We start from the raw sequence: 24,365 nt of genomic DNA on the forward strand, positions 1-24,365 counted from the left end.
GGCTGTACGGCGCCTCCCTTCGGGGAGGTTCTTTCAAGACTTCATTCTGGAATGTACGATCCAGTTCAAGGGGGAGTAATGACCGTCACGCAGACCGCACACACCACGAAGACGCTCACCGCGTCCGGATCCGGGGCGGCCCGTCCGGCGTCCGGCCCGGCCTTCGCACTGCTCGGCACCGTGCAGATGACGCTGATCTTCGCGCTCACCTCGCTCATCGTGCCGCTGCCCGCGATCGGTCGCGAATTCACCCTGGGCCGCGATGACTTGATGCTCCTGAGCGCCGCCTACGGGCTGAGCTTCGCCGGCCTCCTGCTCTTCGGGGGCCGCCTCGCCGACCGGTTCGGCGGGCGCCGGGTACTCACCGCCGGACTGCTCCTCTTCGCCGTGGCCTCCCTCGCCGCACCGTTCGCCCAGGGCCCCGGGATCCTGCTCACCGCCCGCTTCGCCCAGGGGGTGGGCGCCGCACTCACCGCACCCGCCGCCATGGCGGTCCTGCGGGCGGTCTTCCCCGAACCCGCCGCGTTCGGACGGGCGATGGCCACCTGGGGCGGGCTTTCGGTGCTCGGCGCGACCGCCGGGAACCTCCTCTCCGGTGTCATCTCGGCCCTGACCACCTGGCGACTGTCCTTCGCGGTCCCGGTCGCCGTCGCCGTCGCCGCACTGCTCCTGGCTCCCCGGCTGCTGCCCGCCACCCCGGCGGGCGAGGGCCGCTCGCTGGACCTGCCGGGCGCCCTGCTGGCCACCGCCGGAATCAGCCTCGCCAGCTACGGCTTCGTCCTCACCGACGTCCAGTCCTGGGGATCGACGGGCGTCCTGGTCACCCTGCTCACCGCGGCAGCGCTCCTGCTGGCCTTCCCGCTGGTGGAACGCCGGGTCCGTGACCCCCTGCTCCCGCTCGGATTCCTCCGAGACCGGCGCCGGGTCCTCGCCCTCGCGGCCATCGGCCTCACCGCCGCCGGCACGGCCGTGACCTTCGTCCTCCTCTCCCTCCACCTGCAGCAGGAACTCGGCTGGTCGGCGCTGCGGACCTCCGCCGCGTTCCTCCCCTTCGCGGTGGCGCTGCTCGTGGCCGGCCGGGTGGCGGGTTCCCTCGTGGCCCGGTACGGAGCGCCCCGCGTCACCACCGCCGGCCTCGTGGTCGCCGCGGCGGGGCTCGCTCTCCTCGCGCTCACCGGCCTGGCCGCGGAGATCCCGTACGCCTACGGCCTGCTCCCCGGCCTGCTCTTGCTGCCCGCCGGTACGGCGGCCGCCTTCGCGGGGGCCGCGGTGCTCGCCACGGACGGGGTGGAGGCCCACCAGGCGGGACTCGCCGGCGGGGTCATGAACACCGCGATGGAGCTCGGCCCGACCGTGGTCTTCGCCGCCGTGCTCTCCCTGGGCTCCGACACGGTCTCACTCGCCGCCACGGCGGTCGCCTTCGCCGCGGCCGGCTTCCTCAACACCCGCATCAAGTAGATCCGGGCCGGAAACGAGTTCGGCCCCCTTGACGCCTGGGCGTCAAGGGGGCCGAACCTTTGGTAGCGGGGACAGGATTTGAACCTGCGACCTCTGGGTTATGAGCCCAGCGAGCTACCGAGCTGCTCCACCCCGCGTCGTTGTGAGCATCACTGTACGGGATCCAGGGGGCCGCTCCCGACCACCATCGAACCGGCGCCGAAAATCCCTGCTCACCGAGACGGAAAATATGCGCGGGCGAGGTGAGAATTTCCGGACCGGGGGATGGAGTGCGTTTTATTTTCCCGCCGATCCGACCCCGGCGTGCTACTGTGGTTTGAGTTGCAGTTGTGGTTCCCAAAATTTCGAGCACCTCTGCCCACTCCTCTTCGTAGGAGCAGGGCGAGTGTTCTTGTTTTTCCGGCGTTTTCCGGGCTGGGCAATCATCGGCGACTTGAGGTTCGCACAGTGCGGATCTCTGGGCTGTGCCCCGAAGGAGATAAAAACATGGCTAATGGCACCGTGAAGTGGTTCAACGCGGAAAAGGGCTTCGGCTTCATCGAGCAGGAGGGTGGCGGTCCTGACGTGTTCGCCCACTACTCGAACATCGCCTCGCAGGGCTTCCGTGAGCTTCAGGAAGGCCAGAAGGTCAGCTTTGACATCGCGCAGGGCCAGAAGGGCCCGACCGCCGAGAACATCGTCACCGCCTGACGTTCACGCGTAACCGCGTAGCTGGGGCCCGCACCTTGGGGTGCGGGCCCCAGCTCGTTGCGTTTCTGGATCTGCGGGCCGTCTGGGCCCGCGTGAGCGGCGCGACGGGGAAACCTGTCCCAGCGCCCCACCGTTCGGCCGATGGATGCACTCCTCGGCTCCCCACCCGCATGCGGCGCACATTTCGCCGACACATAGGGTGATAATCATTATCTGACCAGTCGATCGAAGTTCGATTCGACTGCGTCATATCTTTTTATGCTCCGGCTCATTCTTGTGAATCCTCGTGCGGCCAGTTTTCCGCTGCCGAGAACTCCTCGATGTGCGCCGTATCGAGGAAGGTTCTGCATGAACCGCACGACCCGCATGAATGACCGCTCTTCGTCCTCCCGTTCGGGGGGCTCCAACAGCTCCTACGGCTCCAACAGCTCCTACGGTGGCTCGTACGGGGGCTCCTCCGGCTCCTCCAGCCGTTCCGGCAGCCGCTTCGGCTCCTCAGCCCCCAGCCGCTCCGGTGGCGGCGGCCCCAAGCGCTCGGGTGGCGGCGGCTACGGGCGCCGTCCCGTCGCACCGCAGGGCGAGTTCGCCCTGCCGGTCACCGTGGTCCCCGCGCTGCCCGCCGTCGAGGCGTTCGCCGATCTGGCCATGCCGGCCCAGCTGCTCACCACGCTCACCCGTGAAGGCATGACCACCCCCTTCCCGATCCAGGCGGCCACGCTGCCCAACGGCCTCGCGGGCCGCGACGTCCTGGGACGCGGCCGTACCGGCTCCGGCAAGACCCTGGCCTTCGGCCTCGCGCTGCTGGCCCGCACCGCCGGACAGCAGGCCGAGCCGGGCCAGCCGCTCGCGCTGGTCCTCGTACCCACGCGTGAGCTCGCCCAGCAGGTCACCGCGGCCCTCACGCCCTACGCCCGCGCGGTGAAGCTGAGGATCGCCACCGTCGTCGGCGGCATGCCGATCCACCGGCAGGCCGGCGCGCTGCGCGCCGGAGCCGAAGTGGTCGTCGCCACCCCGGGCCGGCTGAAGGACCTCATCCAGCGGGGTGACTGCCGGCTGAACCAGGTCGGGATCACCGTCCTCGACGAGGCCGACCAGATGGCGGACATGGGCTTCATGCCCCAGGTCACCGCACTCCTCGACCAGGTGCGCCCCGAGGGCCAGCGGATGCTGTTCTCCGCCACCCTGGACCGCAACGTCGACCTGCTGGTGCGCCGCTACCTGACCGACCCCGTCGTGCACTCCGTCGACCCCTCGGCCGGCGCCGTCACCACGATGGAACACCACGTCCTGCACGTGCAGAACTTCGACAAGCAGGCCGCCACGACCGAGATCGCCGCCCGCGAGGGCCGCGTGATCATGTTCCTGGACACCAAGCACGGCGTGGACAGGCTGACCGAGCACCTGCTGAGCAGCGGGGTGCGCGCCGCGGCGCTGCACGGCGGAAAGTCGCAGCCCCAGCGCACCCGTACCCTCACGCAGTTCAAGTCCGGACACGTCAGCGTGCTCGTGGCCACGAACGTCGCGGCCCGCGGCATCCACGTCGACAACCTCGACCTCGTCGTCAACGTGGACCCGCCGACCGACCCCAAGGACTACCTGCACCGCGGCGGCCGTACGGCCCGCGCCGGCGAGTCCGGCAGCGTCGTCACCCTGGTCCTGCCCAACCAGCGCCGGGACATGGTCCGTCTCATGCAGGCCGCGGGCATCACCCCGCAGACCGCTCAGGTCCGCTCCGGCGAGGCCGAGCTGAGCCGGATCACCGGCGCCCAGGCGCCGTCCGGGGTCCCGGTCGTCATCACGGCCCCCGTCACCGAGCGGCCCAGGGGTGGCACCGGCGGCGCCTCCCGTGGCCGCCGCAGCCGGCCCGCGCAGGACCGGCGCAGCAGGACCGCCGCCACCGCCCGGGGGCCGCAGCGCCAGTCCCCGGCCACCACGGCGGCTTAGGTAGCCCCGCCCGGATCCTGCCGGACCGGGCACGGACGGTTCTCTTCTACCTGTGAGGCAGCATGCGCTTCGTCATCGCCCGCTTTCCGTTCGACCTGACCAAGGCCGGGGTCCTGGAATCGATGAAGGGCGTCAAGCCCGAACCGATCACCGGTGACTCGGTGGTCATAGGGCGCCGGTCCTACCCCGTGAAGCAGGTGGGCGCCGTCATCACCCGCCAGGACCGCCGCGACTTCACCGCCGCCGAGGTCGTCAGGGCCCTGACCGCCCTGGGCTTCACCTGCCGCCCGCAGGAAACGGTCCCGGCGCCCGCCGTCGGCCTGACCCCGCTCCAGAAGGCGTCCGCCATGCTGGGCGCCCCCTCGAACGTGTAGCGGGAACGGCGGGAACAGCGGGACAACGCGTACGGAGCCCAGGGCCCCGGTCGGCCACCACCGACCGGGGCCCTGGGCCGTTTCGTACGCCCCGGCTCATGCCCGGCTCATGCCCGGCTCATGCCCTGGTCCAGCGCGGGCCCGCCGCGGTGGGGGCCGGCAGGGGTTCGGCTCCGTCCAGGCGCAGGCTGCGCAGCGTCGCGTCCGTCTCGCGCTGGAAGTGCGCGTAGGTGATCAGCCTCTCCCACAGCGGGTCGGGACGGCCCGGAACGGTGGCCCCGCGCGCCTCCCACTCGCGGGCGAGCTGCTCGAAGACGATCGCCCCGCCCGAGGGGGCGGCGCTGCCCGACTGCTGCCGCGGGATGCCCCGTGCCATCGCGGCGGGGGCGCGCTCGGGTGCCCGGTGCCGGGCCGGGGACGGGGAGACGGCGTGTGGAGTGCCCATGCCCGCCCCAACGATTCTGCGGGCCCCCGGGCACGCCCCCCGGACCGGCGGGATGAAGCGCGCGGCCCGGGCGGGGGAGCGGACGAGCCCGGCCGACGGACCCGGCCGGTCAGCCCAGACGGGTGGGTGAAGAGGCCGCCGGAGCCAGGATGCGGGGGGATCCGGTGCCGTCCGCCGGGACCGTCCAGAGGTCCGTGGTGTCCACGGAGCCTTCGGCGGGCAGGGCGTAGGTCAGGGTCCGGTCGTCGAGCCAGAGCGCCTGGTCGTCCACGCTGCGCTTCTCCGCCAGCGGGTGCTCCCGCAACGTGCCGAGGTCCAGCACGTGTTCGCGCCACAGGGATGCGCCGCGCTGGACCCGCTTCTTGTACGCGATCCGGGTCTCGTCGGGGGACAGGGAGGGGCATTCGACGTTCGAGGCGAGGGTGGTGACACTGCGCCTCGCGATCGACCCCTTCACCAGGTACGTCTGGTTGTTCGTGCCCAGGGTGGCGTAGAAGGTGTCGTCGTCCTTGGAGAAGGTGACGCCCCAGAAATTGGCGTCGCTCGCGCTGTAGGGGCGGCCGTCCAGCTCGATGGCGAACTTCTCCAGGTCCGGTTCGAGCGCCCCCGTACGGGTGTCCGCGATCGAGGTCCGGGTGGAGAAGAACGCGGAACCGTAGGACTCCCCGGCGACGAAGACCGTCCAGGCGGCGAAGCGGCCGCTCGGCGAGACCCGGGCCCGGGACGGGGTGCCCGCGAGCGGGAATGCGCGCACCGTGCGCAGCTCGGAGTCGACGATCAGCGCCCGGTTGTCCTGGGCGAGCGCGCCCGGGGAGGAATTCAGGCACACGCCGGTGCCGGCCGAGGCGTGGAAGCGCAGGCAGGTGAGGCCCGATGCGGTCCGCTCGTCCTGGCGGGCGCGGTCCGGTACGGAGACCAGGGCTCCGCGGTGCGGGCCCTTCGCGCCGTTGAGGAAGGCCAGGCCGTCGCGCCGGTCGAGCGTGACCTTGCCCGGGGCGGCCGTCGGGTCGCCCGCGCGGGTCTGCTCGGACCGGGCGGCGGCGCGCACCACCAGCACGCCGGCCACGCCTCCGAGGAGCAGCACGGCCAGGGCGAGTACGAGCAGCCGGCGTGAGCGCGTCATCGATGTCCTCGGGGGCGTCGGGATTGCGGGGCCCCGGCGGCGGCGCCGTCCGGGGCCGTGGGGCGGAGTACGAAACCGGCGACGGCCGCGCAGCAGCACAGGCCGGCCGCCGCCGCGGCGAGCGCCGGGCCCGAGCCCAGGACCGTCCACGCGGCGCCGAAGGCCAGCGAGCAGCCGAAGCGGGACAGGGCCTGGCCGGTGCCGACGAGCGCGATGCCGGTGGCCCGCAGCTTGGCCGGGACGGTCGCGGCGACGGCGGCGGGCAGCACCCCGTCGGTGGCGGCGTAGAACATGCCGTGCAGGGCGAGGACCAGGTAGGGGAGCGCGGGCAGGTCCGGGGCCCACAGGAGCAGCCCGTAACCGGCCAGCAGGAGGGCGTGCCCGGTGAGGAACACGCTGCGGCGGCCGATGCGGTCCGCCAGGGCGCCGGCCGGCACGGCCAGCAGCAGGAACACGGCCGCGGTGCCCAGGGGGAGCAGCGGGAACCACCGCTCGCCGATGCCGGTGCGGTCCTGGAGCAGCAGGTAGAGGAAGGCGTCGCTGACGGTGGTGAGCCCGAGCAGGGCGGCGCAGCCCGCCAGGGCGCGCAGCCGGGGCAGGCGCAGCAGTCCCAGTGCGTCGCGCAGGTTGACCGCGTCCGGCCTCGGGGAGGCGGTCCCCGGAGGAGCGGGCTGCCGCTGGGCCGGTACCGGGGGAGCGGCGGGCTTCGGGCGGGCGGGTGCCGGCTCCGCGCCGGACGGGACGAACAGCAGGAGCACCACGACGCCCAGTGCGGCCACGCAGGCGCTGACCCCGAAGACGGCGTCGTACCCGTCGACCGTCACGCTCAGGATGAAGAAGGCGGCGAGGGGCCCGAGCAGGGCCCCGGTGGTGTCCATGGCGCGGTGCACACCGAAGGCCCGACCTTGTAATTCGGGCGGCGTGGAAAGGGAGATGAGAGCGTCGCGCGGGGCGGTGCGCAAGCCCTTGCCGGTGCGTTCCAGGGCGAGGATCAGTGCTACCGGGCCGAGGCTGTGGGCGAGCAGCAGCAGCGGTTTGCACGCCGCGGACAGTCCGTAGCCGATGCCGGCGATCAGCTTGTGGTTGCGGATCCGATCGGCGAGGTGGCCGCCGGTCAGCTGCACCAGCGCGCTGACCCCGTTGTACAGGCCGTCGAGCGCGCCGAAGCCGAGCGGGCTCAGGCCCAGTCCGGCGACGAGGTAGAGCGGCAGGACGGCGGTGACCATCTCCGAGGAGACGTCGGTGATCAGGCTGACCGAGCCCAGTGCGAGGACGGCCGAGGCGACCGCGGGTCCGCGGACGGGCGATCCGTCGGCGGTGGACTTCGCGTCCTCGGGCGCGGAGCGGTCCGCGAGGTACATGCTTTCGAACTCCCGGTCCGGCTTGCGTCTGTGCGGTGAGCCAGTCGTACGTGCGAATGGCACCTTAATGGTTGTACGGGCCAACTGGGCTGCTTACAGCGGGATTCGGTCGCTCCGGTCTGTGGCCGACTCCGTCCTGTCGGTCGCTGGGCCCTGCCGGTCACTCAGTCCTGCCGGCCGCTCGGCTCTGCCCGTCACTCAGTCCTGTCGGCTGCTCTCGTCGCGCAGCCAGGTGGAGAAGTCCCCGGTCCGGATGGCCTTGCGGGCTCGCCGGCGGGCCGCGAGGGCCGCCACGACGAACACCACCACCCCGGGCAGCAGCCGGGGCTGGGCCCGGAGCAGCGCCCGCAGGTCTCCGGAGCCGGTGCGCGCGGACGGTGGGGGCGCCGCAGGGTCGGAGGCCCGCGCCGCCTGGAACCGCTCGAGCTCGGCGGAGGAAGTCGCCGCCCGCACACGGCGTTTGATCAGGTCGCCCCAGGTGCGCGGCGGGAGCACCACGACCCTGGCCGACTCCACGACCCGCCGCTCTGCCGGTGCGAAAGCCAGGGACGCGGCCAGGTCGTCGGCCATCAGCGGCGGCAGGGCGGCGAGCCGGGCGTGCCCCGGCTCGGTCACCGCGATGACCCCGCGCCCGAACAGTCCCTCGCGGACGGCCGGCAGCAGCTGCCAGACCCGGTAGTAGGCCCGGACCGGCCAGGCGCAGCCGGTAAACGGAATGTCGCGGCCGGGGGCCGCGGCGAGCAGGGCCGGGTCGGTGGCGAGGGTTTCGGCGAGGGCCCGTACGTCGGCCGCGCCGACCACCACGTCCGCGTCCACGTAGAGACGGGGGAAGCCGCGCGCGTGCTCGTCGCCCACCCGAAGTGCCCGGTGTTTGGAGGGAGTCGGGATCTCGACCACCTGTACGCGGGGGCCTCGCGCGGCGGCCTCCGCGGCGGTGTCGTCCGTACAGCCGTTGCACACCACGACGATGTCGGGGCCCGTCTCCGGGGCCCCGTCCAGGAGTGCGTCGAGGAGCCGGCCGATGACCCGGCCCTCGTTGTGGGCCGGGATCACGATGCTGGTCACCCCGGAAGTATGCATGGTCGAACGCCCGTACCGACCGTTTCCTCCAACTCTCCCCGGGGGTACGCCCCGTGGTCTAGATTGAACGCAGCCGACCGGATTGGGCGTGCTTCGGCGATGCCGGGGTCCACGCTGCGATCCAGTCGGCGCAGGGTAGTTGGGGCAGGTTGCGGGCTCGGCGGCTTGGGGGAACAGGCCGCCTGTCCGTGGCCGGCCGGCGCGAGGGGTGCCGGACGGCCGGGGGGCGGAAGTACGTGCAACACGTACGGCATCGGTCGTGGGGGCCATCACCGTCGGGCGGGTCACGCACGGGTCGCGCAGGCGCCCGGCATGCCCTCGACGGCACCCCCTTCCTTCGCACGCGTTCCGGCCATGGGTCGTCGACACGCCCGCGGGCGTGCGCGGAAGGAAAGGGAACGCTGTGAAGGACACCGCGAAGGACGCCGGGCGGGACGCCACGGGCGCAGGTGCGGGACGGACCGAGCCGTTAGGGGTCGCCGTCGTCGGAGCGGGCTACTGGGGCCCCAATCTCGTCCGCAATTTCCAGTCGAGTCCGGAGTTCCGGCTCCGCTGGCTCTGTGATCTGAACGTGGACCGGGCACGGCAGGTGCTCGGCGGGTACTCCACGGTCCAGGCGACCGAGGATTACGCGGCGGTCCTGGCCGACCCCGCCGTCGACGCCGTCGCCGTGGCCACCCCGGCCGGCACCCACCTCGACGTCGCCCTGGCCGCCCTGCGCGCAGGCAAGCACGTCCTCGTGGAGAAGCCGCTCGCCGCCACCTACGAGGACGGACTGCGGCTGGTCAACGAGGCCGAGGAACGCGGTCTCACGCTGATGTGCGACCACACCTACTGCTACACCCCGGCGGTGGGCCGCATCCGCGACATGGTCCGCTCCGGCGAACTCGGCGACATCCAGTTCGTGGACTCGGTGAGGATCAACCTCGGGCTGGTCCAGAAGGACATCGACGTCCTGTGGGACCTGGCCCCCCACGACCTCTCGGTCCTCGACTTCATCCTCCCGGACAACGTCCACCCGGTCGCCGTCGCCGCCCACGGGGCCGACCCGATCGGGGCCGGCCAGTCCTGCGTGGCCTACCTGACGCTCCAGCTCAACACCGGCGCCATCGCGCACGTGCACGTCAACTGGCTGTCCCCGGTGAAGGTCCGCACCACGATGGTCGGCGGCTCCAAGCGCACCCTGGTGTGGGACGACCTCAACCCCACGCAGCGGGTCGCGGTGTTCGACCGGGGGGTCGACCTCACGGCACCGCAGGAGATCGGCGCGGACGAGCGCCGCGACATGCTCGTCTCCTACCGGACCGGCGACATGGTGGCACCCGCGATCGGCGAGAAGGAGGCCCTGCGCAGCATGGTCGAGGAGTTCGCCGCGGCGATCAGGACGCGGCGGCCGGCGCTCACCGACGGCCGGGCCGGACTCCAGGTCCTCGACATCCTCGAAGCGGCCTCCCGCAGCCTGGAGTTCAAGGGCGCCGTCGTCGGACTGCGCACCGGCCGTTGAGCGTTGAGAACGCCGCCCGGGACGCGTGCGGCGCGCCGGGCACAGCAGGGAACACCATGACCGACTCAGTAGGGGCAGGGCGTTGAGCAGCGTACGAGGCAAGAGGATTCTGGTCACCGGCGGAGCGGGCACGATCGGCTCGCACCTGGTGGACCTGCTGGTGGACAACGGGGCACGCGAGATCGTCGTGCTCGACAACTTCGTACGGGGACGCCGCGCCAACCTGGCCCGCGCCCTGCCCAGCGGAGTGGTGGACCTGGTCGAGGGCGATATCCGCGACATATCGGCCGTGCGCAAGGCGACCGAAGGTGCCGACCTGGTCTTCCACCTGGCGGCGATCCGGATCACCCAGTGCGCCGAAGAGCCGCGGCTGGCCAACGAGGTGATGGTCGACGGGACGTTCAACGTACTCGAGGCCGCCGCGGCCGCCGGCGTGGGCAAGGTCATCGCCTCGTCCTCGGCCTCGGTCTACGGGATGGCGGAGTCCTTCCCGACCACCGAGCGCCACCACGCCTACAACAACGACACCTTCTACGGGGCCGCGAAGGCCTTCAACGAGGGCGTGCTGCGCAGTTTCCACGCCATGTACGGGCTGGACTACGTCGCACTGCGCTACTTCAACGTGTACGGCCCCCGGATGGACATCCACGGGCTGTACACCGAGGTGCTGATCCGCTGGATGGAGCGGATCGCCGCGGGCGAACCGCCGCTGATCCTCGGCGACGGCACCCAGACCATGGACTTCGTCGACGTACGGGACATCGCCAGGGCCAACCTGCTGGCCGCCGAATCGGACCTGACCGACGAGGTGTTCAACATCGCGAGCGGCTCCGAGACCAGTCTCCTCGACCTGGCGAACGGCCTCCTGGAGGCCATGGACGCCGAGGGGCTGGCGCCGGAGCACGGCCCGGCCCGCGCCGTGAACGGGGTGACCCGCCGGCTCGCGGACATCTCGCAGGCCGCGGACCGCCTCGGCTTCACGGCCGAGATCGACCTGCGCAGCGGGCTGCGGGACCTGGTCGACTGGTGGCGGGCCGAGCGCGCGGAGGCCGCGAAGGCCGCAGGGACCGCGGAGACCGCGGGCGCGGCCGCCGCGGAGGCCGGCCGATGAGCGCCCGGGACGCCGGCGCCGCCGCCGATCCGGCTCCTGCTCAGGCTCCGGCTCCCGCGCGGATCCCCGTCATGATCCCGTGGCTCGGGGAGGACGAGGCGCGGGCCGCCGCCGACGCGGTGCTCTCCGGGTGGGTGGCCCAGGGTCCAAGGGTCGCGGAGTTCGAGCGGGCCTTCGCCGAGCGGGTGGGCGCGGAGCACGGCATCGCGGTGAGCTCGTGCACCACCGCCCTGCACCTCTCGCTCATCGCCCTGGACCTCGGTCCGGGCGACGAGGTCGTCGTCCCCTCGCTGTCCTTCATCGCCACGGCCAACGCGGTGCGCTACGTGGGCGCGCACCCGGTGTTCGCGGACGTCGAGGAGGCCACCGGGAACCTGACCCCGGCCACCGTGGACGCCGTCCGCACCCCGCGCACCAAAGCGGTGATCGCCGTCCACCAGGGCGGGGTCCCGGCCGACGTGCACGCCCTGCGCGCCGTCTGCGCCGACTGGGGCCTGGCCCTGGTGGAGGACGCCGCCTGCGGCATCGGCGCCACCGTCGGCGGCAAATCGGTCGGCCAGGGAGCACTGCTGGCCGCCTGGTCCTTCCACCCCCGCAAGGTGATCACCACCGGCGAGGGCGGCATGGTCACCACGGACGACGCCGCGTGGGCGGAGCGGCTGCGCCGTCTGCGCGAACACGGCATGAACGTGTCCGCGGCGCAGCGGCACGCGAGCAGCAAGCCGATCGCCGAGAGCTACCTGGAGGTCGGCTACAACTACCGGATGACCGACATCCAGGCCGCGGTAGGCCTGGTCCAACTGGGCAAACTGGACGAGATCGTGGCCCGCAGACGCTTCCTCGCCGCCCGGTACGCGCAGCTCCTCGCCGGCGTCCCGGGCCTGACCCCCGTGCGGGACCCCGGTCACGGCGAGGGCAACTTCCAGTCGTACTGGGTGCTCCTGGCCGAGGACTTCCCCGTCGGCCGCGACGAGCTGCTCGCCGTGCTGGCCGGGGCCGGGATCTCGGCCCGGCGCGGGATCATGGCCTCCCACCTGGAGCCGGCGTACGCCGACCACGGTGCGGCGGCGCTGCCCGTGACCGAGCGGATCACCCGCGACTCGCTGATCCTGCCGCTGTTCCACACGATGACCGAGGAGCAGCAGGACCGGGTGGTGGCGGTGCTGCGCGAACAGGCCGACGGCGGATGAGCGGGCCGCACGGTCCCCTGACCGGGACCGCGACGACGACAAGCCTGCTGATCGTCGGCGCGGGCGGGTTCGCCCGGGAGACGGCCCAGGCCATACGGGACGCGGCCGCCGCGGACCTGGCGGCGGACCGGGTCCCGCGCTGGCGGCTCGCCGGGCACCTCGACGACGATCCGGCCCTGCACGGGCGGGACGTCGACGGCGTGCCCGTGCTGGGCGGCAGCGCCCTGGTGCACGAACGCCCGGACGCCCGCGTGGTGGTCTGCGTCGGCAGTCCCCGCGACTACGGGGTACGCGCCCGCCTGGTGCGGCGCCTGGCGCTGCCCGGGAGCCGGTACGCCACCGTGGTCCACCCCACGGCGGCGCTCTCCGGTTCCTCGGTCCTCGGGCCGGGCACGGTGCTGCTCGCGCACTGCGTGCTGACGGCCGCGGTCCGGGTGGGGGCCCACGTGGCGGTCATGCCGCACGTGGTCCTCACCCACGACGACGAGGTCGGGGACTTCGCGACCCTGGCCTCCGGGGTCCGCCTCGGCGGTGGGGTCCGGCTGGGGCGCGGGGCCTACGTGGGCGCCGGCGCACTGGTCCGGGAGAACACGAAGGTCGGCGCCTGGTCGCTGACCGGGATGGGAAGCACGGTCCTGGCCGACGTGCCGGCCGGCGAGGTGTGGGCAGGAAGCCCGGCCCGCCGGCTGCGCGAGGCGGGGGGCCCGGCGCTCGACGAGCTGCGGGCCGATGAGTCGGAGACCGGCCGGAGGCCGGAGACACGGATGGGGAGCACCGCCGCATGAACCAGATACCGCTCGTCGACCTGAAGGCCGCGCACGCCGAGGTCGCGGACGCATTACGTGCGGGATTCGACCGCGTGCTGGCAGACACCGCCTTCATCGGCGGCGAGGAGGTCCGGGCCTTCGAGCGCGAGTACGCGGCCTTCGCCGGGGTCGGGCACTGCGTCGGCGTGGCCAACGGCACCGATGCCCTGGAACTGGCCCTGCGGGCCAGTGGGGTGGGCGTCGGCGACGAGGTCGTGCTGCCCGCGAACACGTTCATCGCCACCGCCGGCGCGGTCGCCCGGATCGGCGCCCGGCCGGTGCTGGCCGACTGCCTCCCCGACACCCTGCTGCTGGACCCCCGGGCCGCCCTCGACGCGGTCACCCGGGCCACCCGCGCGGTGGTCCCGGTCCATCTGTACGGACAGTGCGCCGACACGGCCTCCCTGGCCGCGGGCCTGCCCTCGTACGCCAAGCTCGTCGAGGACGCCGCGCAGAGCCAGGGTGCCTCCCGCGAGGGCCGCACCCCCGGCAGCGGCGGGATCGCCGCGACCAGCTTCTACCCGGGCAAGAACCTGGGCGCCTACGGCGATGCGGGCGCGGTGGTGACCGACGACGAGGAGGCCGCCGACCTGGTCCGGGCGCTGGCCAACCACGGCGGCGTGGCCAAGTACCGCCACGACGTGGCCGGTTTCAACAGCAGGCTCGACGGTCTGCAGGCCGTGGTGCTGCGGGCCAAGCTGGCCCGGCTCGCCGAGGGCAACGAGGCCCGCCGGGCAGCCGCCGCCCGCTACGACGGGCTGCTGGGAGACCTGGCGGCCAGCGGACGCCTCACCCTGCCGGTCACGGCGCCGGGCAACGTCCATGTCTGGCACCTGTACGTCATCCGGGTCAGCGGCGCCGACCGCGACGCGGTCGTCGGCAAGCTCAACGCGGAGGGCATCGGAGCCGGCGTGCACTACCCGGCCCCCGTCCACCTCACCCCGGCCTTCGCCCACCTCGGCCATGGACGCGGGGCCTTCCCGCACGCCGAGCTGGCCGCCGACCGGATGCTGTCCCTCCCGCTCTTCCCGCAGATCACCGCCGCCCAACAGCAGCGGGTCGTGGACGCGCTCTCAGCAGCGCTGCGCTGACGCTCCGGCGTCGAATCACCAAGCCCCTCCCAAATGAGGTTCGGATGAACAGACGGACAAGGCTGCTGCGGTACGGGCTCTTCACCGTGGTGGCAGCGCTGATGGCGGCGGCGCTGCCGCCATCGGTGGCGGTCGCGGCGGACCCGTGCGGCCCCGGCTCCAACGCGATCGTGTGCGAGAACTCCAAGGCGGGCACACCGATGTCCGACTGGTTCGCACCCAGTGCCTACGGCGACATCAAGGGCTTCCCGGCCCAGACCAGCGTGCAGGCGGGCGAGACCCTGCAGTTCAAGATCCAGTCGCCGACGGCCTACAAGGTGTCGGTGTACCGGCTCGGCCACTACGGGGGTGACGGGGCCCGCCTGATGTCGACCCCGGCCCAGGCCGCCCAGACCTACCCCGCCAACTTCCCCCAGGGCGGCAACCCGAAGAGCTGCACCACCAAGCCCTCCACCGGCCTGGTCGACTGCGGCAACTGGCCGGTCACCTCGACCTGGACGGTGCCCTCCGACGCCGTCTCCGGCCTCTACGTGGCCAACTTCGACCAGGCGGACGGCAACGGGGTCATGCCTTACCCGTTCGTGGTCCGCAACGACTCCAGCCACTCCGACATCGTCGTGCAGACCAGCGACCAGACCTGGCAGGCGTACAACAACTACGGCGGCCAGGACCTGTACGACGGTGGCGGGCCCGCGCCCGACGGCCGTGCCTACGAGGTGAGTTACAACCGGCCGATGGACATCGGCGGGGAGAACGGGATCTACGGATCCGAGTACCAGATGGTCGCCTGGCTGGAGCGCAACGGGTACGACGTCAGCTACATGTCGGGCATCGACATGTCGACCAAGGGCGCGACCCAGCTGCAGAACCACAAGGTGTTCATGTCCTCGGGGCACGACGAGTACTGGACCCAGGACCAGTTCACCAACGCTCTGAACGCCCGTCACGCGGGCGTCAACCAGACCTACTTCGCCGGCAACGAGGTCTTCTGGAAGACCCGCCTGGCCCCCAGCATCGACGGTGCCAACACGGCCAACCGGACCCTGGTCTGCTACAAGGAGACCAAGCTCTCCTTCCCGCAGCCCAACGGCATCCCCGACCCGAGCGGGATCTGGACGGGCACCTTCATGGACCCGGCCAGCGCCACGAACGGCCGGCCCTACCAGCCGCAGAACCAGGTCACCGGCTCGCTGTTCAGCGTGAACGGCTACCGCAGCGACGCGATCACCGTCCCCGGCGCGTACGCCAAGATGCGCCTGTGGCGGGGTACCACCGTCGCGAACCTGACCCCCTCCCAGACCGCCACCTTCCCCGTCGGCACGCTCGGCTACGAGTGGGACAGTGACGTGGAGGACGCGGCGCGCCCGCCCGGGCAGATCGCGATGTCCTCCACCACGGTGGACATCAACGACGGCAAGTACCGCCTGGACTACGGGAACACCTACGGCAACGGGACCGCGACGCACAGCCTGGTCGCCTTCCGGGACCAGGTCTCCAACGCCCTGGTCTTCGGCTCCGGCACCGTGCAGTGGTCCTGGGGCCTGACCAACATGCCGACCGGAAACCCGGACGACGCCGTGGTCACCGAGGACAAGCGGATGCAGCAGGCGACGGTGAACATCTTCGCCGACATGGGGGTCCAGCCCAAGTCCCTGCAGAGCAACCTGCTCGTGGCAACCGCCTCTACGGACACCACCGGACCGGTCATCACCGTGAGCAGCCCCGCGGCGAACTCCACGGTGCCCGCCCTGCGGCCCGTGACCATCACGGGCACCGCCTCCGACAGCGGCGGCGGAGTCGTCGCCCGGGTGGAGGTCTCCACCGACGGCGGAACCACCTGGAAGGCCACCACGGGCGTCGGGTCCTGGAGCTACAAGTGGACCCCGACCACCCCCGGTTCCGCACAGATCAAGGTCCGTGCGGTCGACGACAGCGTCAACATCGGCGCCACCACCACCGTGCCGCTGACCGTGGGCCCCCAGCAGTGCCCCTGCACCGTCTGGCCCGCCGCGGCCGTGCCGGGCACCGTCAACGCCGGTGACGGCAGCGCCGTGGAACTCGGCGTGAAGATCCGCTCCTCGGTGCCCGGTTCGATCACGGGCGTCCGCTTCTACAAGTCCCCGGCCAACACCGGCACCCACACGGGCAGCCTGTGGAGCAGCTCCGGCCAGCGCCTGGCCACGGGCACCTTCACCAACGAGACGGCCTCGGGCTGGCAGCAGCTCAACTTCTCCTCGCCGATCCCCGTCAAGGCCAACACCACCTACATAGCCTCCTACTTCGCCCCCAACGGCGGCTACTCCTTCGACACCACCTTCGCCTCCTCCGACGCCGGACTGGCCCCGTTCACCGCGCTGAAGAGCGGTACCGACGGCGGCAACGGCCTCTACCGCTACAGCGGCACCGGCGGGTTCCCGTCCACCGCCTCCTCCGGCAGCAACTACTGGGTGGACGCGGTCCTCGACACCGCCACCGCGAGCACGACGCCGCCGACCGTCACCTCGACCAGCCCGCAGTCGGCGGCGACCGGCACCGCGATCACCGCGACCGTCAAGGCCACCTTCAACTCGGCCGTGGACGCCGACACCCTGGTGTTCACCGTCAAGGATCCGGGCGGCGCCACCGTCCCGGGCAGCAAGGTCCTCGACGTGTCCAACAGCGCCACCTTCACCCCGTCCACCGAACTGGCGCTGGGCACCACCTACACGGCGTCGGTCCAGGTCGCCGACCTGTGGGGCAACGCCATGGCCGCGCCGGTCACCTGGACCTTCACCACCAGCACGAGCCCGCCCGCGGTGAACTGCCCCTGCACCCTGTGGGGTCCGGGCGCCACCCCGACCACGGCCAACGTCAACGACGACACCAACTCCGTGGAACTGGGCACCCGTTTCCAGTCCACGGTCGCCGGCTACGTCACCGGTGTCACCTTCTACAAGGGTCCCGGGAACACCGGCACGCACACCGGCAGCCTCTGGTCCGCCTCCGGCACGCTCCTGGCCACCGGAACCTTCGGCAGCGAGACCCTGTCCGGCTGGCAGCAGCTGCACTTCACCACCCCGGTGGCCATCACCGCGAACACCGAGTACGTGGCCTCGTACCACGCGCCGAACGGCAAGTACTCCGTGGACGGCGGCTACTTCACCGCCGCGCACCGCTCCTACCCGCTGGTGGCCCCGGCCGACGGCGGCGGCGCGAACACCGGAAACGGGCTCTACAAGTACGGGGCGGCCACGGTCTTCCCGAACAACACCTTCGGATCGGTGAACTACTGGGTCGGCCCGGTCTTCACCACCACGCCCCCCGCCGCACTCGGCGAGGGGCCCACGGAGGTGTCCGGCCAGTGAGCACCGTCAGCGTGGTGATCCCCTGCTACAAGTACGGCCATTTCCTGGCCGACTGCGTCAAGAGCGTCCTGGACGAGCAGGAAGGCGTCGACGTACGGGTACTGATCATCGACGACGCCTCCCCCGACGACTCCGCGGAGGTCGCCCGCGCCCTCGCGGCGGCCGACCCCCGGATCGAGGTCCGGGTCCACGAGAAGAACCAGGGGCACATCGCCACCTACAACGAGGGGCTGCTGGAGTGGGCGGACGGGGACTACGTCGCCCTGCTCTCAGCCGACGACCGGCTGGTCCCCGGCGCCCTGGTGCGCGCCGCGGCCCTGCTCGACGCCCACCCGCAGGCCGGTTTCGCCTACGGCAGGCCGCTGCGGTTCCAGCACGGCGGGCCGCTGCCCGAGGCCCGTACCCGGAGCACCGGCTCGGTGGTCTATCCGGGTCGGTGGTGGCTGGAGCGGCGCTTCCGGGAGGGCACCGGATGCATCACCTCACCCGAGGTGGTCGTGCGCACCAGCCTCCAGCGCAAGGTCGGGGGCTACGACCCGGAGCTTCCGCACGCCGGGGACATCGAAATGTGGATGCGGCTCGCGGCCCACGCCGACGTGGGCTACGTCCGGGGAGCCGACCAGGCCTTCTACCGGGTCCACGGCAACAACATGTCCACCACCGACTTCGGAGGGCAGCTCGACGACCTGCGCCAGCGCCTCGTCGCCTTCGACTCGGTGCTGGAGAAGTGCGGCGGCCTGCTCCCGGAGGCGGGCCGGCTGTCCACGGCGGCCCGCACCCGGCTCGCCCGGTACGCGCTGCGGCGTGCCTACCGGGCCTACGACCGCGGGCGCACCGGGGTGGTCCCGGTCGAGGAGCTGGAGGCCTTCGCCGCGGAATGCCTGCCGCAATACACCTCGCTCGCCGAGTACGGGGCACTGCGCCGGCGGCGGCGGATCGGGGCCCGCGTGATGCCGTACCTCCAGCCGCTGGTGCTGTCCGCCGTCGCCGACCGCGGGCGCGAATGGCTCTGGTGGCAGTCCTGGAAGCGCCGAGGGATCTGATGACACCGCACCACCGCCCCGAACCAGGGGCGTGGGCGGCCCGGCGGCCCGCTGTCTCAGCGGGCCGCCGCGGCCGCCGGCACGGGGCTCTCGCCCCGCTCCGGCCCGCTGCCCCCGGCGTCGGCGCGTTCGCGCCGACGCCGGGCGCGGCCCGCCGGCAACTGATCGGTCCACAGCGCGCAGGCCACCCCGGCGACCAAGGCCAGGATCGCCGTCCCGGCCAGTCCGCGGCTCTTGGTCCCGAGCTGAGCCACCGCGGACGGCGGTACGAGCAGGGTGACGCTCATCCGGCCCGCCGCCGGGATCCGCTGCTCGGCCTGCATGTCCGAAAGGTGCTTGCCGTAGACCTCGACGACCTTCAACACGGAACGGTCGGCCGTGGCCGGGTCCGTGTGCTCCGCCTGGATCTGGAGGGAGGGAATCAGATAGCGCGGGGTGACGCTCGTGCCGCTGTTGCGCGGGATCATCCGGTAGGTGCCCACCACCCCGGCGGCGCGCAGTTCGGCCTCCCCGTCGGAGGAGTCCAACTGCTGTACGGCGGCCAGGGAGACGGCGGCCAGCGGCGGCTGCAGGTTGGCGAGCTGGTTCGGCTGGTTGCTCGTCACCGGCGGCTTCAGGACGACGATCGCGGTGCTCACATAGGTCGTGGTGGGCCGGAGCACCTGGAGCGCCCCCGCCGCCGCGAGCACGGCCGCCAGGACCAGCACGTACCAGCGGCGGCGCAGCGTGCGGAACAGCTCACCAGGCGACACAGGATTCCTTCCGTCGTGTTTCGATCTTCCCAGGACGCCGGGCAACACGCCAACGGTTCCATGGTGGTTGGGAAGGTTCGTTCATGAACATCGGTGAGATAGGAGCGGTACTGCGGCGCCGCTGGTACGTCATGGCGCCCCTGACGCTGTGCGGGGTCCTCGCGGGCGCGCAGCTGTACCAGTCGGTCCCGGTGTCCTACCAGTCCCAGAGCTCGGTGGCCCTCCTCGACTCCACGGCGGTGGCCCAGTTGGCCCCCGCCTTCGGCAACCCCATCGCGAACGCGGGCGGTTCGCTCGTGGTGACCGCCGACGTGCTCATCAGGACCCTGTCGGGCGCCGACGCGGCGCGGGACCTGCACGGGCTCGGGGTGACCGACCCCTACACGGTCGGCTTCGCCGCGAACGCCTCGGGCCCGATGCTCACGCTGACCGTCACGGGCACCAACCGGGCGAAGGTGCTCAAGGAGACCAGTACGCTCACCGACTTCGCCGGGGAGCAGCTCAACGCGCTCCAGGCGGCGGCCAAGGTGCAGCCCGCGTACTTCGTGCAGACCGCCCCCGTGGTGCTGCCGCAGACCCCGAAACCACAGCTCAAGGCCCGCTACCAGCAGGTACTGGCCGTGGTCATCGCCGGCCTGGTCGCCGGTTTCATCGCCTCCTTCGTCATGGAGAGCCTGCTGGCGGGCCGCCGGCGGCGGCGCGAGGCCGCCGAGGCCGCGGCCGGTACGGCCGTACCGCGCGGGCGCCGCCGGACCCGCCACCGAGAGCTGGACGCCACCGCCCTGCTCAGCGGCTATCTGGGGCTGGCCTTCTTCATCCCCTCGAACCTGACCCTGCCCGGCCTCGGCGGCGTGGGCACCCCGGCCAACGTCTTCGCGCTCCTCGCCCTCTTCTGGTACCTCGCGACCTGGCTGACGGGCCGGATCAGAGCGGCCCCCGGCACCCGGCTGCCCCGGGTCGTCATGTGGCTGCTGGCGGTCTCGGTCCTGGCCTCGTACCTGGCGAACGCCTCCCGGGGAAGCTCGCACAAGGAGGTGCTGGGCGCCGACCGGGGGCTGATCGGACTGCTGGTCTGGGTATCGCTGGTGGTGCTGATCTCCGCCGGGATCCAGGACCGGGCACGCCTGGACGTATTGCTGCGACGGGCCGTCGTGATGGGGGCCGTGGTCGCCGCCATCGGCTACTACGACTTCTTCACCGCGACGAACATCGCCGAGAAGATCAGCATCCCGGGTCTCCAGTCGAGCGTCGCGCAGATCACCACCCTGGACCGCGGGGCGTTCACCAGGCCGCGCTCCACCACCGCGCAGCCGCTGGAGTTCGGCGGCATGCTCGCCCTGCTGCTGCCCTTCGCGATCCAGCAGGCCTTCGATCCGGTCCGGGCGCACCTGAGCCGCTGGCGCCGCTGGGCGCCGGTGGCGCTGATGGGCGGCGCCCTGCCGCTGACGGTGTCGCGGACCTCCATCATCGGGGCCCTCATCGTGGTGCTGGTGATGGTGCCGCGGTGGAAGCCGCAGCGCCGCTGGACCGCCTTCGGTCTGCTGCTCGGCTCGGTGGCCGTCTTCAAGGTCCTGGTCCCCGGACTGATCGGCACGATCACCACGCTCTTCGCGTCCTTCGTGTCGAACTCCGACAGCAGCACCCAGGCCCGCACCGTGAAGTACAGCGCGATCGTGCCCTACCTGGAGCAGCGCCCGCTGTTCGGCCGGGGCCTGGGCACCTTCACCCCGGACCTCTACTTCTTCACCGACAACCAGTACATGCTGACCCTGGCGGAAATGGGCCTGCTGGGCCTCCTCGCGCTCCTGGCGCTGTTCCTCACCGGAATCCACCAGGGCGGCGCCATCCGCCGTCTCGCCGCCGACGAGTCCGACCGGGAGCTCGGCCAGGCCTTCTTCGCCTCGGCCCTCGTCGCCCTGGTCAGCGCGGCCACCTTCGACGCCCTCAGCTTCCCGATGTTCGCCGGGATGTTCTTCCTGACGATCGCCGCGGGAGGCAGCTACCTCGGCTTCATCCGGCGCTCCCCGCCCCAGCCCCGAACCTTGGAGAACCCGTGCCCTCCGACACCACAGCTTCCGGCTCCACAGCTTCCGGCTCCGCAGCCGACCGGGGCCCGGACCGGCCGGATGCAGCCGGCCCCGTAGCCGTCCTCGTCGTCACCTGGAACAGCGCCAAGGTGATACCCGGGTTCCTCGCCTCCCTGCCGCAGGGCATGGCCGGGGTCGACTGGCGGCTGGTCGTCGCAGACAACGACTCCGCCGACGACACCGTCGAGGTGATCCGGTCGCTGGCGCCGGAGGCCACGATCGTCCAGACCGGCCGCAACGCCGGCTATGCCGCCGGGGTGAACGCGGCCCTGGAAGCCGCCGCCGGATGGGACGGCGGCTTCAGCGTCGGCCTGGTCTGCAACCCGGACCTGCGGATGCGGGAGGGCTGCGCGCGACACCTCGTCGCCGCGCTCGGCGCCCCCGTCGACGGCGGGACCGGCGGGCGCCGGGTGGGGATCAGCGTCCCCCTGCTGTACGAGGAGGACGGGACGCTCCACCACTCGCTGCGCCGGGAGTCCCGGGTGACCCGGGCCCTCGGCGAGGCCGTGATCGGCAACCGGCGCGCGGGACGCTTCCCGCGGTGGAGCGAGCTGGTCACCGATCCGTCGGCGTACCGGCGCAAGACGGTCGCCGACTGGGCGTCCGGCGCCATGATGGCGCTGTCCCGGGAGTGCCTCGACGCCTGCGGGGCCTGGGACGAATCGTTCTTCCTGTACTCGGAGGAGACCGAGTACTGCCTGCGGGCCGGGGACCACGGCTTCGTCACCCGGCTCGAACCGGCGGCCTCGGCCGTCCACCTCGGCGGGGAATCACAGGTCTCCCCGCGCCTGTGGACCCTGCTGACCCTCAACCGCGTACGCCTCTACGGCCGCCGGAACTCGGCGCCCGCCACCGCGGCCTTCCGCGCGGCCGTGCTGCTACGGGAGACCTCCCGGGCGGCGCTCGGCCGCCCGGCGAGCCGGGCCGCGGCCCGCGCCCTGGCCAGCCGGACCGCCCTGCGCGCCACCCCGGGGCCCTGACCGGGCCGGATTCAGGCGGCGGGGGCCGGACCGGTGGGCGCCGGCCCCTCCCAGGCGGTGTAGAAGCTCTCCGGGTTGACCAGGTAGCGGACGGTCGGCCGGGGCAGGTGGCGGACCTCGTGGCGCCGGCTGTAGCGGCGTACGAGCTCCCAGTCCTCGCGGGGCAGGACCTCGGGGGTCCGCCGCAGCCGGCTGAAGTACAGGGCCGGGGTGCGGCGCGCCACGAAGGCGTTGGTGTCGAGGAAGGCCTCGTGCGCGGAGCGGCGGCGGTCGAAGGGCACGGACAGCACGTCCCGCTGGGTTCCGTCGGGGAGCATCCTGCGCAGCGCCGTGTACACCGCGTCCGGCCCGCCCGGCGACTCCAGGACCGTCAGGGCCTGCTCCAGGTGGTCCGGCTCCCACAGGTTGTCGTCGTCCAGGAAGGCCACGTACCGAGAGCGGCTCAGCCGGATCCCGACATTGCGCACCACCCCGGCCGTGGCCGTGTTCCGGGCCAGCGACACGGCGAAGAGCCGGGGATCCGCAGGGAGTTCGGGCAGACCCGCGCCGTCGTCCACGACGAGGACCACCTGGTCGGCCACGGTCTGCGCCAGCGCCGAGGCCACCGCGGCGCGCAGGGCCTCGGGGCGCCGGTGGGTGGCGATCACGGTGGCGACCAGGGCCGACGGCGGCCGGCCCAGGAGCGAGCCGAGCCTGCCGGTCTCCGCGTTCTCGAAACGGCGCAGCCGCAGGGCGGAGGGGGCCAGCACGAGCTTGTTCCTGGCCTCGAAGAGCACCAGCCAGCCGAAGGCCCGCTTGAGCAGCTCCCAGGGGGCCCGGGCGATGCGGCGCATGTCATGTCCTCTCGGTGGTCAGGGGGCGGGTTCGGGTACGACGGGCCGCCCGTCCGACATGCGGTTGCCGCGCCACACGTTCCCCGCGCCGCCCGCGTTCCATGCGGCGACCGCCCCGTAGAGGCCGCTCTTGGGGTGGTACTGGGTGGAGAACACGTTGTCCGTGACCTGGATCCCGGTGGCTCCCGGGCCGCCCCCGTAGAGCGCGTACGCCCCGCCGGCCAGCCAGTTGCGGTCGACGATCACGTTGGAGACCACGCCGGTGTCGGCGAAGAGCCCGAGCGCGGCGCTGGCACCCTTGTCGATGGGCACGGAGTTCAGCAGGGTGTTGTGGCGGACCGTCAGCCGGCCCTTGTTGCCGCCGCCGCTGATCACGGCGTCGGTGTGCTGCCACTCCCCGCCGAGGTTCCGGAAGGCCACGATGTCGTGCACGTAGTTGTCGTGCAGGTCGCCCTGGCCCATGGACAGGGCGTTGCCGAATACCGAGACGTCGCACCAGCCGACCTCGACGGAGCTCTCGCCCATGTTGGACACCGCGTAGTTGACGCCCCCGTTGTCGGGGCCCTTGCCCGGCACGGCGGTGATCGTGGTGTGCAGCACCCGCAGGCCCTTGAAGCCCGGACGCAGGTTGACGCCCCACCAGTTGGTGGAGGTGATCCGGCTGTCGATGATCGTGACGTTGTCGGCGTACACGTCCAGCGAACCGTAGATGTCCCAGCCCTTGATGACCGTGCCGTCGGTCTTGATCGACATGTTCCCCGTGTCGTGCCGCTTCAGCGCGATCCGGGGGCCGGTCGAGCGGGCGTCGGGGAAGCCGCAGGCGCCGGGCGAGGTGCCGTTGCAGGCGGGGCCCGGTGCGGACGAGGGCGGTGCGCCGCTGTCCGGCGGGGGAGTGGGCGACGGGGAGGCCGGGGTCGCGGAGGGACTGGGGCCGGCCGTCGCAGACGGCGAGTCGGAGGGTACGGCGCTGGGCACGGGCAGGGGGAGGGGCTTCTCCTCGCCGGGGCATTCGAGGGCGCTCTCCGGGCAGGAACCGGCCGTCGGCTCGCTGCGGCCCGTCCGCTCGGCCTGGTAGAGGGTCAGGGCGGCGACCGTTAAGAACCCGGCCAGCAGCCAGGCCCACATGCGTCTGCGAAGGCGTGCCATGGA

At 72.2% G+C, this 24,365-nt stretch carries 20 protein-coding genes and 1 tRNA gene; 13 read left to right on the top strand and 8 right to left on the bottom strand.

Annotated elements, in window-relative coordinates; genetic code table 11:
* Positions 1 to 78 precede the first annotated feature (78 nt).
* Entirely contained in the window at positions 79 to 1,458 is a 1,380-nt protein-coding gene (locus OG247_RS40190; protein WP_327256901.1) for an MFS transporter, read from the top strand.
* A 60-nt stretch (positions 1,459 to 1,518) separates the two neighbouring features.
* Here the strand turns inward: OG247_RS40190 and OG247_RS40195 are convergent.
* A tRNA-Met gene (locus OG247_RS40195) sits at positions 1,519 to 1,595 on the bottom strand.
* Between the two features lie 349 nt (positions 1,596 to 1,944).
* On the opposite strand from OG247_RS40195, the gene OG247_RS40200 reads away from it, so the two are divergent.
* From OG247_RS40200 to OG247_RS40210, 3 genes are all read left to right on the top strand, one after another.
* Positions 1,945 to 2,148 carry a cold-shock protein gene (locus tag OG247_RS40200; protein WP_053678014.1) on the top strand — a complete coding sequence of 68 codons (204 nt, stop codon included), beginning with the start codon at positions 1,945 to 1,947 and terminating at the stop codon, positions 2,146 to 2,148.
* 348 nt (positions 2,149 to 2,496) lie between these two features.
* Entirely contained in the window at positions 2,497 to 4,092 is a 1,596-nt protein-coding gene (locus tag OG247_RS40205; protein WP_327256902.1) for a DEAD/DEAH box helicase, read from the top strand.
* Between the two features lie 62 nt (positions 4,093 to 4,154).
* Positions 4,155 to 4,466 (top strand): SCO5918 family protein, encoded by a 312-nt coding sequence (locus tag OG247_RS40210; RefSeq protein WP_327256903.1) that lies wholly within the window; start codon positions 4,155 to 4,157, stop codon positions 4,464 to 4,466.
* 118 nt (positions 4,467 to 4,584) lie between these two features.
* Here OG247_RS40210 and OG247_RS40215 read toward each other — a convergent pair whose 3' ends face one another.
* From OG247_RS40215 to OG247_RS40230, 4 genes are all read right to left on the bottom strand, one after another.
* Complete coding sequence (locus tag OG247_RS40215) at positions 4,585 to 4,911, bottom strand: hypothetical protein (protein ID WP_327256904.1); 327 nt, start codon at positions 4,909 to 4,911, stop codon at positions 4,585 to 4,587.
* Positions 4,912 to 5,020: 109 nt separating this feature from the next.
* Complete coding sequence (locus OG247_RS40220; RefSeq protein ID WP_327256905.1) at positions 5,021 to 6,034, bottom strand: TolB-like translocation protein; 1,014 nt, start codon at positions 6,032 to 6,034, stop codon at positions 5,021 to 5,023.
* Entirely contained in the window at positions 6,031 to 7,395 is a 1,365-nt protein-coding gene (locus OG247_RS40225) for an MFS transporter (protein ID WP_327256906.1), read from the bottom strand. The genes OG247_RS40220 and OG247_RS40225 overlap by 4 nt, the downstream gene beginning before the upstream one ends.
* A gap of 198 nt (positions 7,396 to 7,593) precedes the next feature.
* Entirely contained in the window at positions 7,594 to 8,460 is an 867-nt protein-coding gene (locus OG247_RS40230; protein ID WP_327256907.1) for a glycosyltransferase, read from the bottom strand.
* Between the two features lie 418 nt (positions 8,461 to 8,878).
* On the opposite strand from OG247_RS40230, the gene OG247_RS40235 reads away from it, so the two are divergent.
* The 7 genes from OG247_RS40235 (at position 8,879) to OG247_RS40265 (ending at position 18,564) form a co-directional block, all read left to right on the top strand.
* Positions 8,879 to 9,979 (top strand): Gfo/Idh/MocA family protein, encoded by a 1,101-nt coding sequence (locus tag OG247_RS40235; protein WP_327256908.1) that lies wholly within the window; start codon positions 8,879 to 8,881, stop codon positions 9,977 to 9,979.
* 82 nt (positions 9,980 to 10,061) lie between these two features.
* Positions 10,062 to 11,090, top strand: coding sequence for an NAD-dependent epimerase/dehydratase family protein (locus OG247_RS40240; protein WP_327256909.1), 1,029 nt, complete (start codon positions 10,062 to 10,064; stop codon positions 11,088 to 11,090).
* Positions 11,087 to 12,280 carry a DegT/DnrJ/EryC1/StrS family aminotransferase gene (locus tag OG247_RS40245; protein WP_327256910.1) on the top strand — a complete coding sequence of 398 codons (1,194 nt, stop codon included), beginning with the start codon at positions 11,087 to 11,089 and terminating at the stop codon, positions 12,278 to 12,280. The genes OG247_RS40240 and OG247_RS40245 overlap by 4 nt, the downstream gene beginning before the upstream one ends.
* Complete coding sequence (locus OG247_RS40250) at positions 12,277 to 13,065, top strand: NeuD/PglB/VioB family sugar acetyltransferase (protein WP_327256911.1); 789 nt, start codon at positions 12,277 to 12,279, stop codon at positions 13,063 to 13,065. The genes OG247_RS40245 and OG247_RS40250 overlap by 4 nt, the downstream gene beginning before the upstream one ends.
* Complete coding sequence (locus tag OG247_RS40255; protein WP_327256912.1) at positions 13,062 to 14,177, top strand: DegT/DnrJ/EryC1/StrS family aminotransferase; 1,116 nt, start codon at positions 13,062 to 13,064, stop codon at positions 14,175 to 14,177. Before OG247_RS40250 ends, OG247_RS40255 begins: the two co-directional genes overlap by 4 nt.
* A gap of 44 nt (positions 14,178 to 14,221) precedes the next feature.
* Entirely contained in the window at positions 14,222 to 17,521 is a 3,300-nt protein-coding gene (locus tag OG247_RS40260) for a DUF4082 domain-containing protein (RefSeq protein WP_327256913.1), read from the top strand.
* On the top strand, positions 17,518 to 18,564 hold the full coding sequence (locus OG247_RS40265; protein ID WP_327256914.1) for a glycosyltransferase family 2 protein: 1,047 nt from the start codon (positions 17,518 to 17,520) through the stop codon (positions 18,562 to 18,564). The genes OG247_RS40260 and OG247_RS40265 overlap by 4 nt, the downstream gene beginning before the upstream one ends.
* Before the next feature lie 56 nt (positions 18,565 to 18,620).
* Here OG247_RS40265 and OG247_RS40270 read toward each other — a convergent pair whose 3' ends face one another.
* Positions 18,621 to 19,316, bottom strand: a complete 696-nt coding sequence (locus tag OG247_RS40270; RefSeq protein WP_327256915.1) for a hypothetical protein — start codon at positions 19,314 to 19,316, stop codon at positions 18,621 to 18,623.
* Between the two features lie 83 nt (positions 19,317 to 19,399).
* On the opposite strand from OG247_RS40270, the gene OG247_RS40275 reads away from it, so the two are divergent.
* Positions 19,400 to 21,460 carry an O-antigen ligase family protein gene (locus tag OG247_RS40275; RefSeq protein ID WP_327256916.1) on the top strand — a complete coding sequence of 687 codons (2,061 nt, stop codon included), beginning with the start codon at positions 19,400 to 19,402 and terminating at the stop codon, positions 21,458 to 21,460.
* Complete coding sequence (locus OG247_RS40280) at positions 21,370 to 22,383, top strand: glycosyltransferase family 2 protein (RefSeq protein ID WP_327256917.1); 1,014 nt, start codon at positions 21,370 to 21,372, stop codon at positions 22,381 to 22,383. Before OG247_RS40275 ends, OG247_RS40280 begins: the two co-directional genes overlap by 91 nt.
* An 11-nt stretch (positions 22,384 to 22,394) precedes the next feature.
* Here OG247_RS40280 and OG247_RS40285 read toward each other — a convergent pair whose 3' ends face one another.
* Positions 22,395 to 23,216 (bottom strand): glycosyltransferase family 2 protein, encoded by an 822-nt coding sequence (locus tag OG247_RS40285; RefSeq protein ID WP_327256918.1) that lies wholly within the window; start codon positions 23,214 to 23,216, stop codon positions 22,395 to 22,397.
* Positions 23,217 to 23,234: 18 nt separating this feature from the next.
* A complete protein-coding gene (locus OG247_RS40290; protein WP_327256919.1) occupies positions 23,235 to 24,362 on the bottom strand; it encodes a hypothetical protein in 1,128 nt (375 codons plus the stop codon).
* Positions 24,363 to 24,365: the final 3 nt, after the last annotated feature.

Origin of the sequence: Streptomyces sp. NBC_01244 (assembly GCF_035987325.1) — a bacterium.
Taxonomy (GTDB): Bacteria; Actinomycetota; Actinomycetes; order Streptomycetales; family Streptomycetaceae; genus Streptomyces.

Coding starts and splice junctions, on each gene's coding strand:
- OG247_RS40205 (WP_327256902.1), top strand. CDS start 2,497: ATGAACCGCACGACCCGCATGAATGACCGCTCTTCGTCCTCCCGTTCG.
- OG247_RS40285 (WP_327256918.1), bottom strand. CDS start 23,216: ATGCGCCGCATCGCCCGGGCCCCCTGGGAGCTGCTCAAGCGGGCCTTC.
- OG247_RS40190 (WP_327256901.1), top strand. CDS start 79: ATGACCGTCACGCAGACCGCACACACCACGAAGACGCTCACCGCGTCC.
- OG247_RS40255 (WP_327256912.1), top strand. CDS start 13,062: ATGAACCAGATACCGCTCGTCGACCTGAAGGCCGCGCACGCCGAGGTC.
- OG247_RS40250 (WP_327256911.1), top strand. CDS start 12,277: ATGAGCGGGCCGCACGGTCCCCTGACCGGGACCGCGACGACGACAAGC.
- OG247_RS40210 (WP_327256903.1), top strand. CDS start 4,155: ATGCGCTTCGTCATCGCCCGCTTTCCGTTCGACCTGACCAAGGCCGGG.
- OG247_RS40260 (WP_327256913.1), top strand. CDS start 14,222: ATGAACAGACGGACAAGGCTGCTGCGGTACGGGCTCTTCACCGTGGTG.
- OG247_RS40290 (WP_327256919.1), bottom strand. CDS start 24,362: ATGGCACGCCTTCGCAGACGCATGTGGGCCTGGCTGCTGGCCGGGTTC.
- OG247_RS40275 (WP_327256916.1), top strand. CDS start 19,400: ATGAACATCGGTGAGATAGGAGCGGTACTGCGGCGCCGCTGGTACGTC.
- OG247_RS40215 (WP_327256904.1), bottom strand. CDS start 4,911: ATGGGCACTCCACACGCCGTCTCCCCGTCCCCGGCCCGGCACCGGGCA.
- OG247_RS40220 (WP_327256905.1), bottom strand. CDS start 6,034: ATGACGCGCTCACGCCGGCTGCTCGTACTCGCCCTGGCCGTGCTGCTC.
- OG247_RS40245 (WP_327256910.1), top strand. CDS start 11,087: ATGAGCGCCCGGGACGCCGGCGCCGCCGCCGATCCGGCTCCTGCTCAG.
- OG247_RS40200 (WP_053678014.1), top strand. CDS start 1,945: ATGGCTAATGGCACCGTGAAGTGGTTCAACGCGGAAAAGGGCTTCGGC.
- OG247_RS40225 (WP_327256906.1), bottom strand. CDS start 7,395: ATGTACCTCGCGGACCGCTCCGCGCCCGAGGACGCGAAGTCCACCGCC.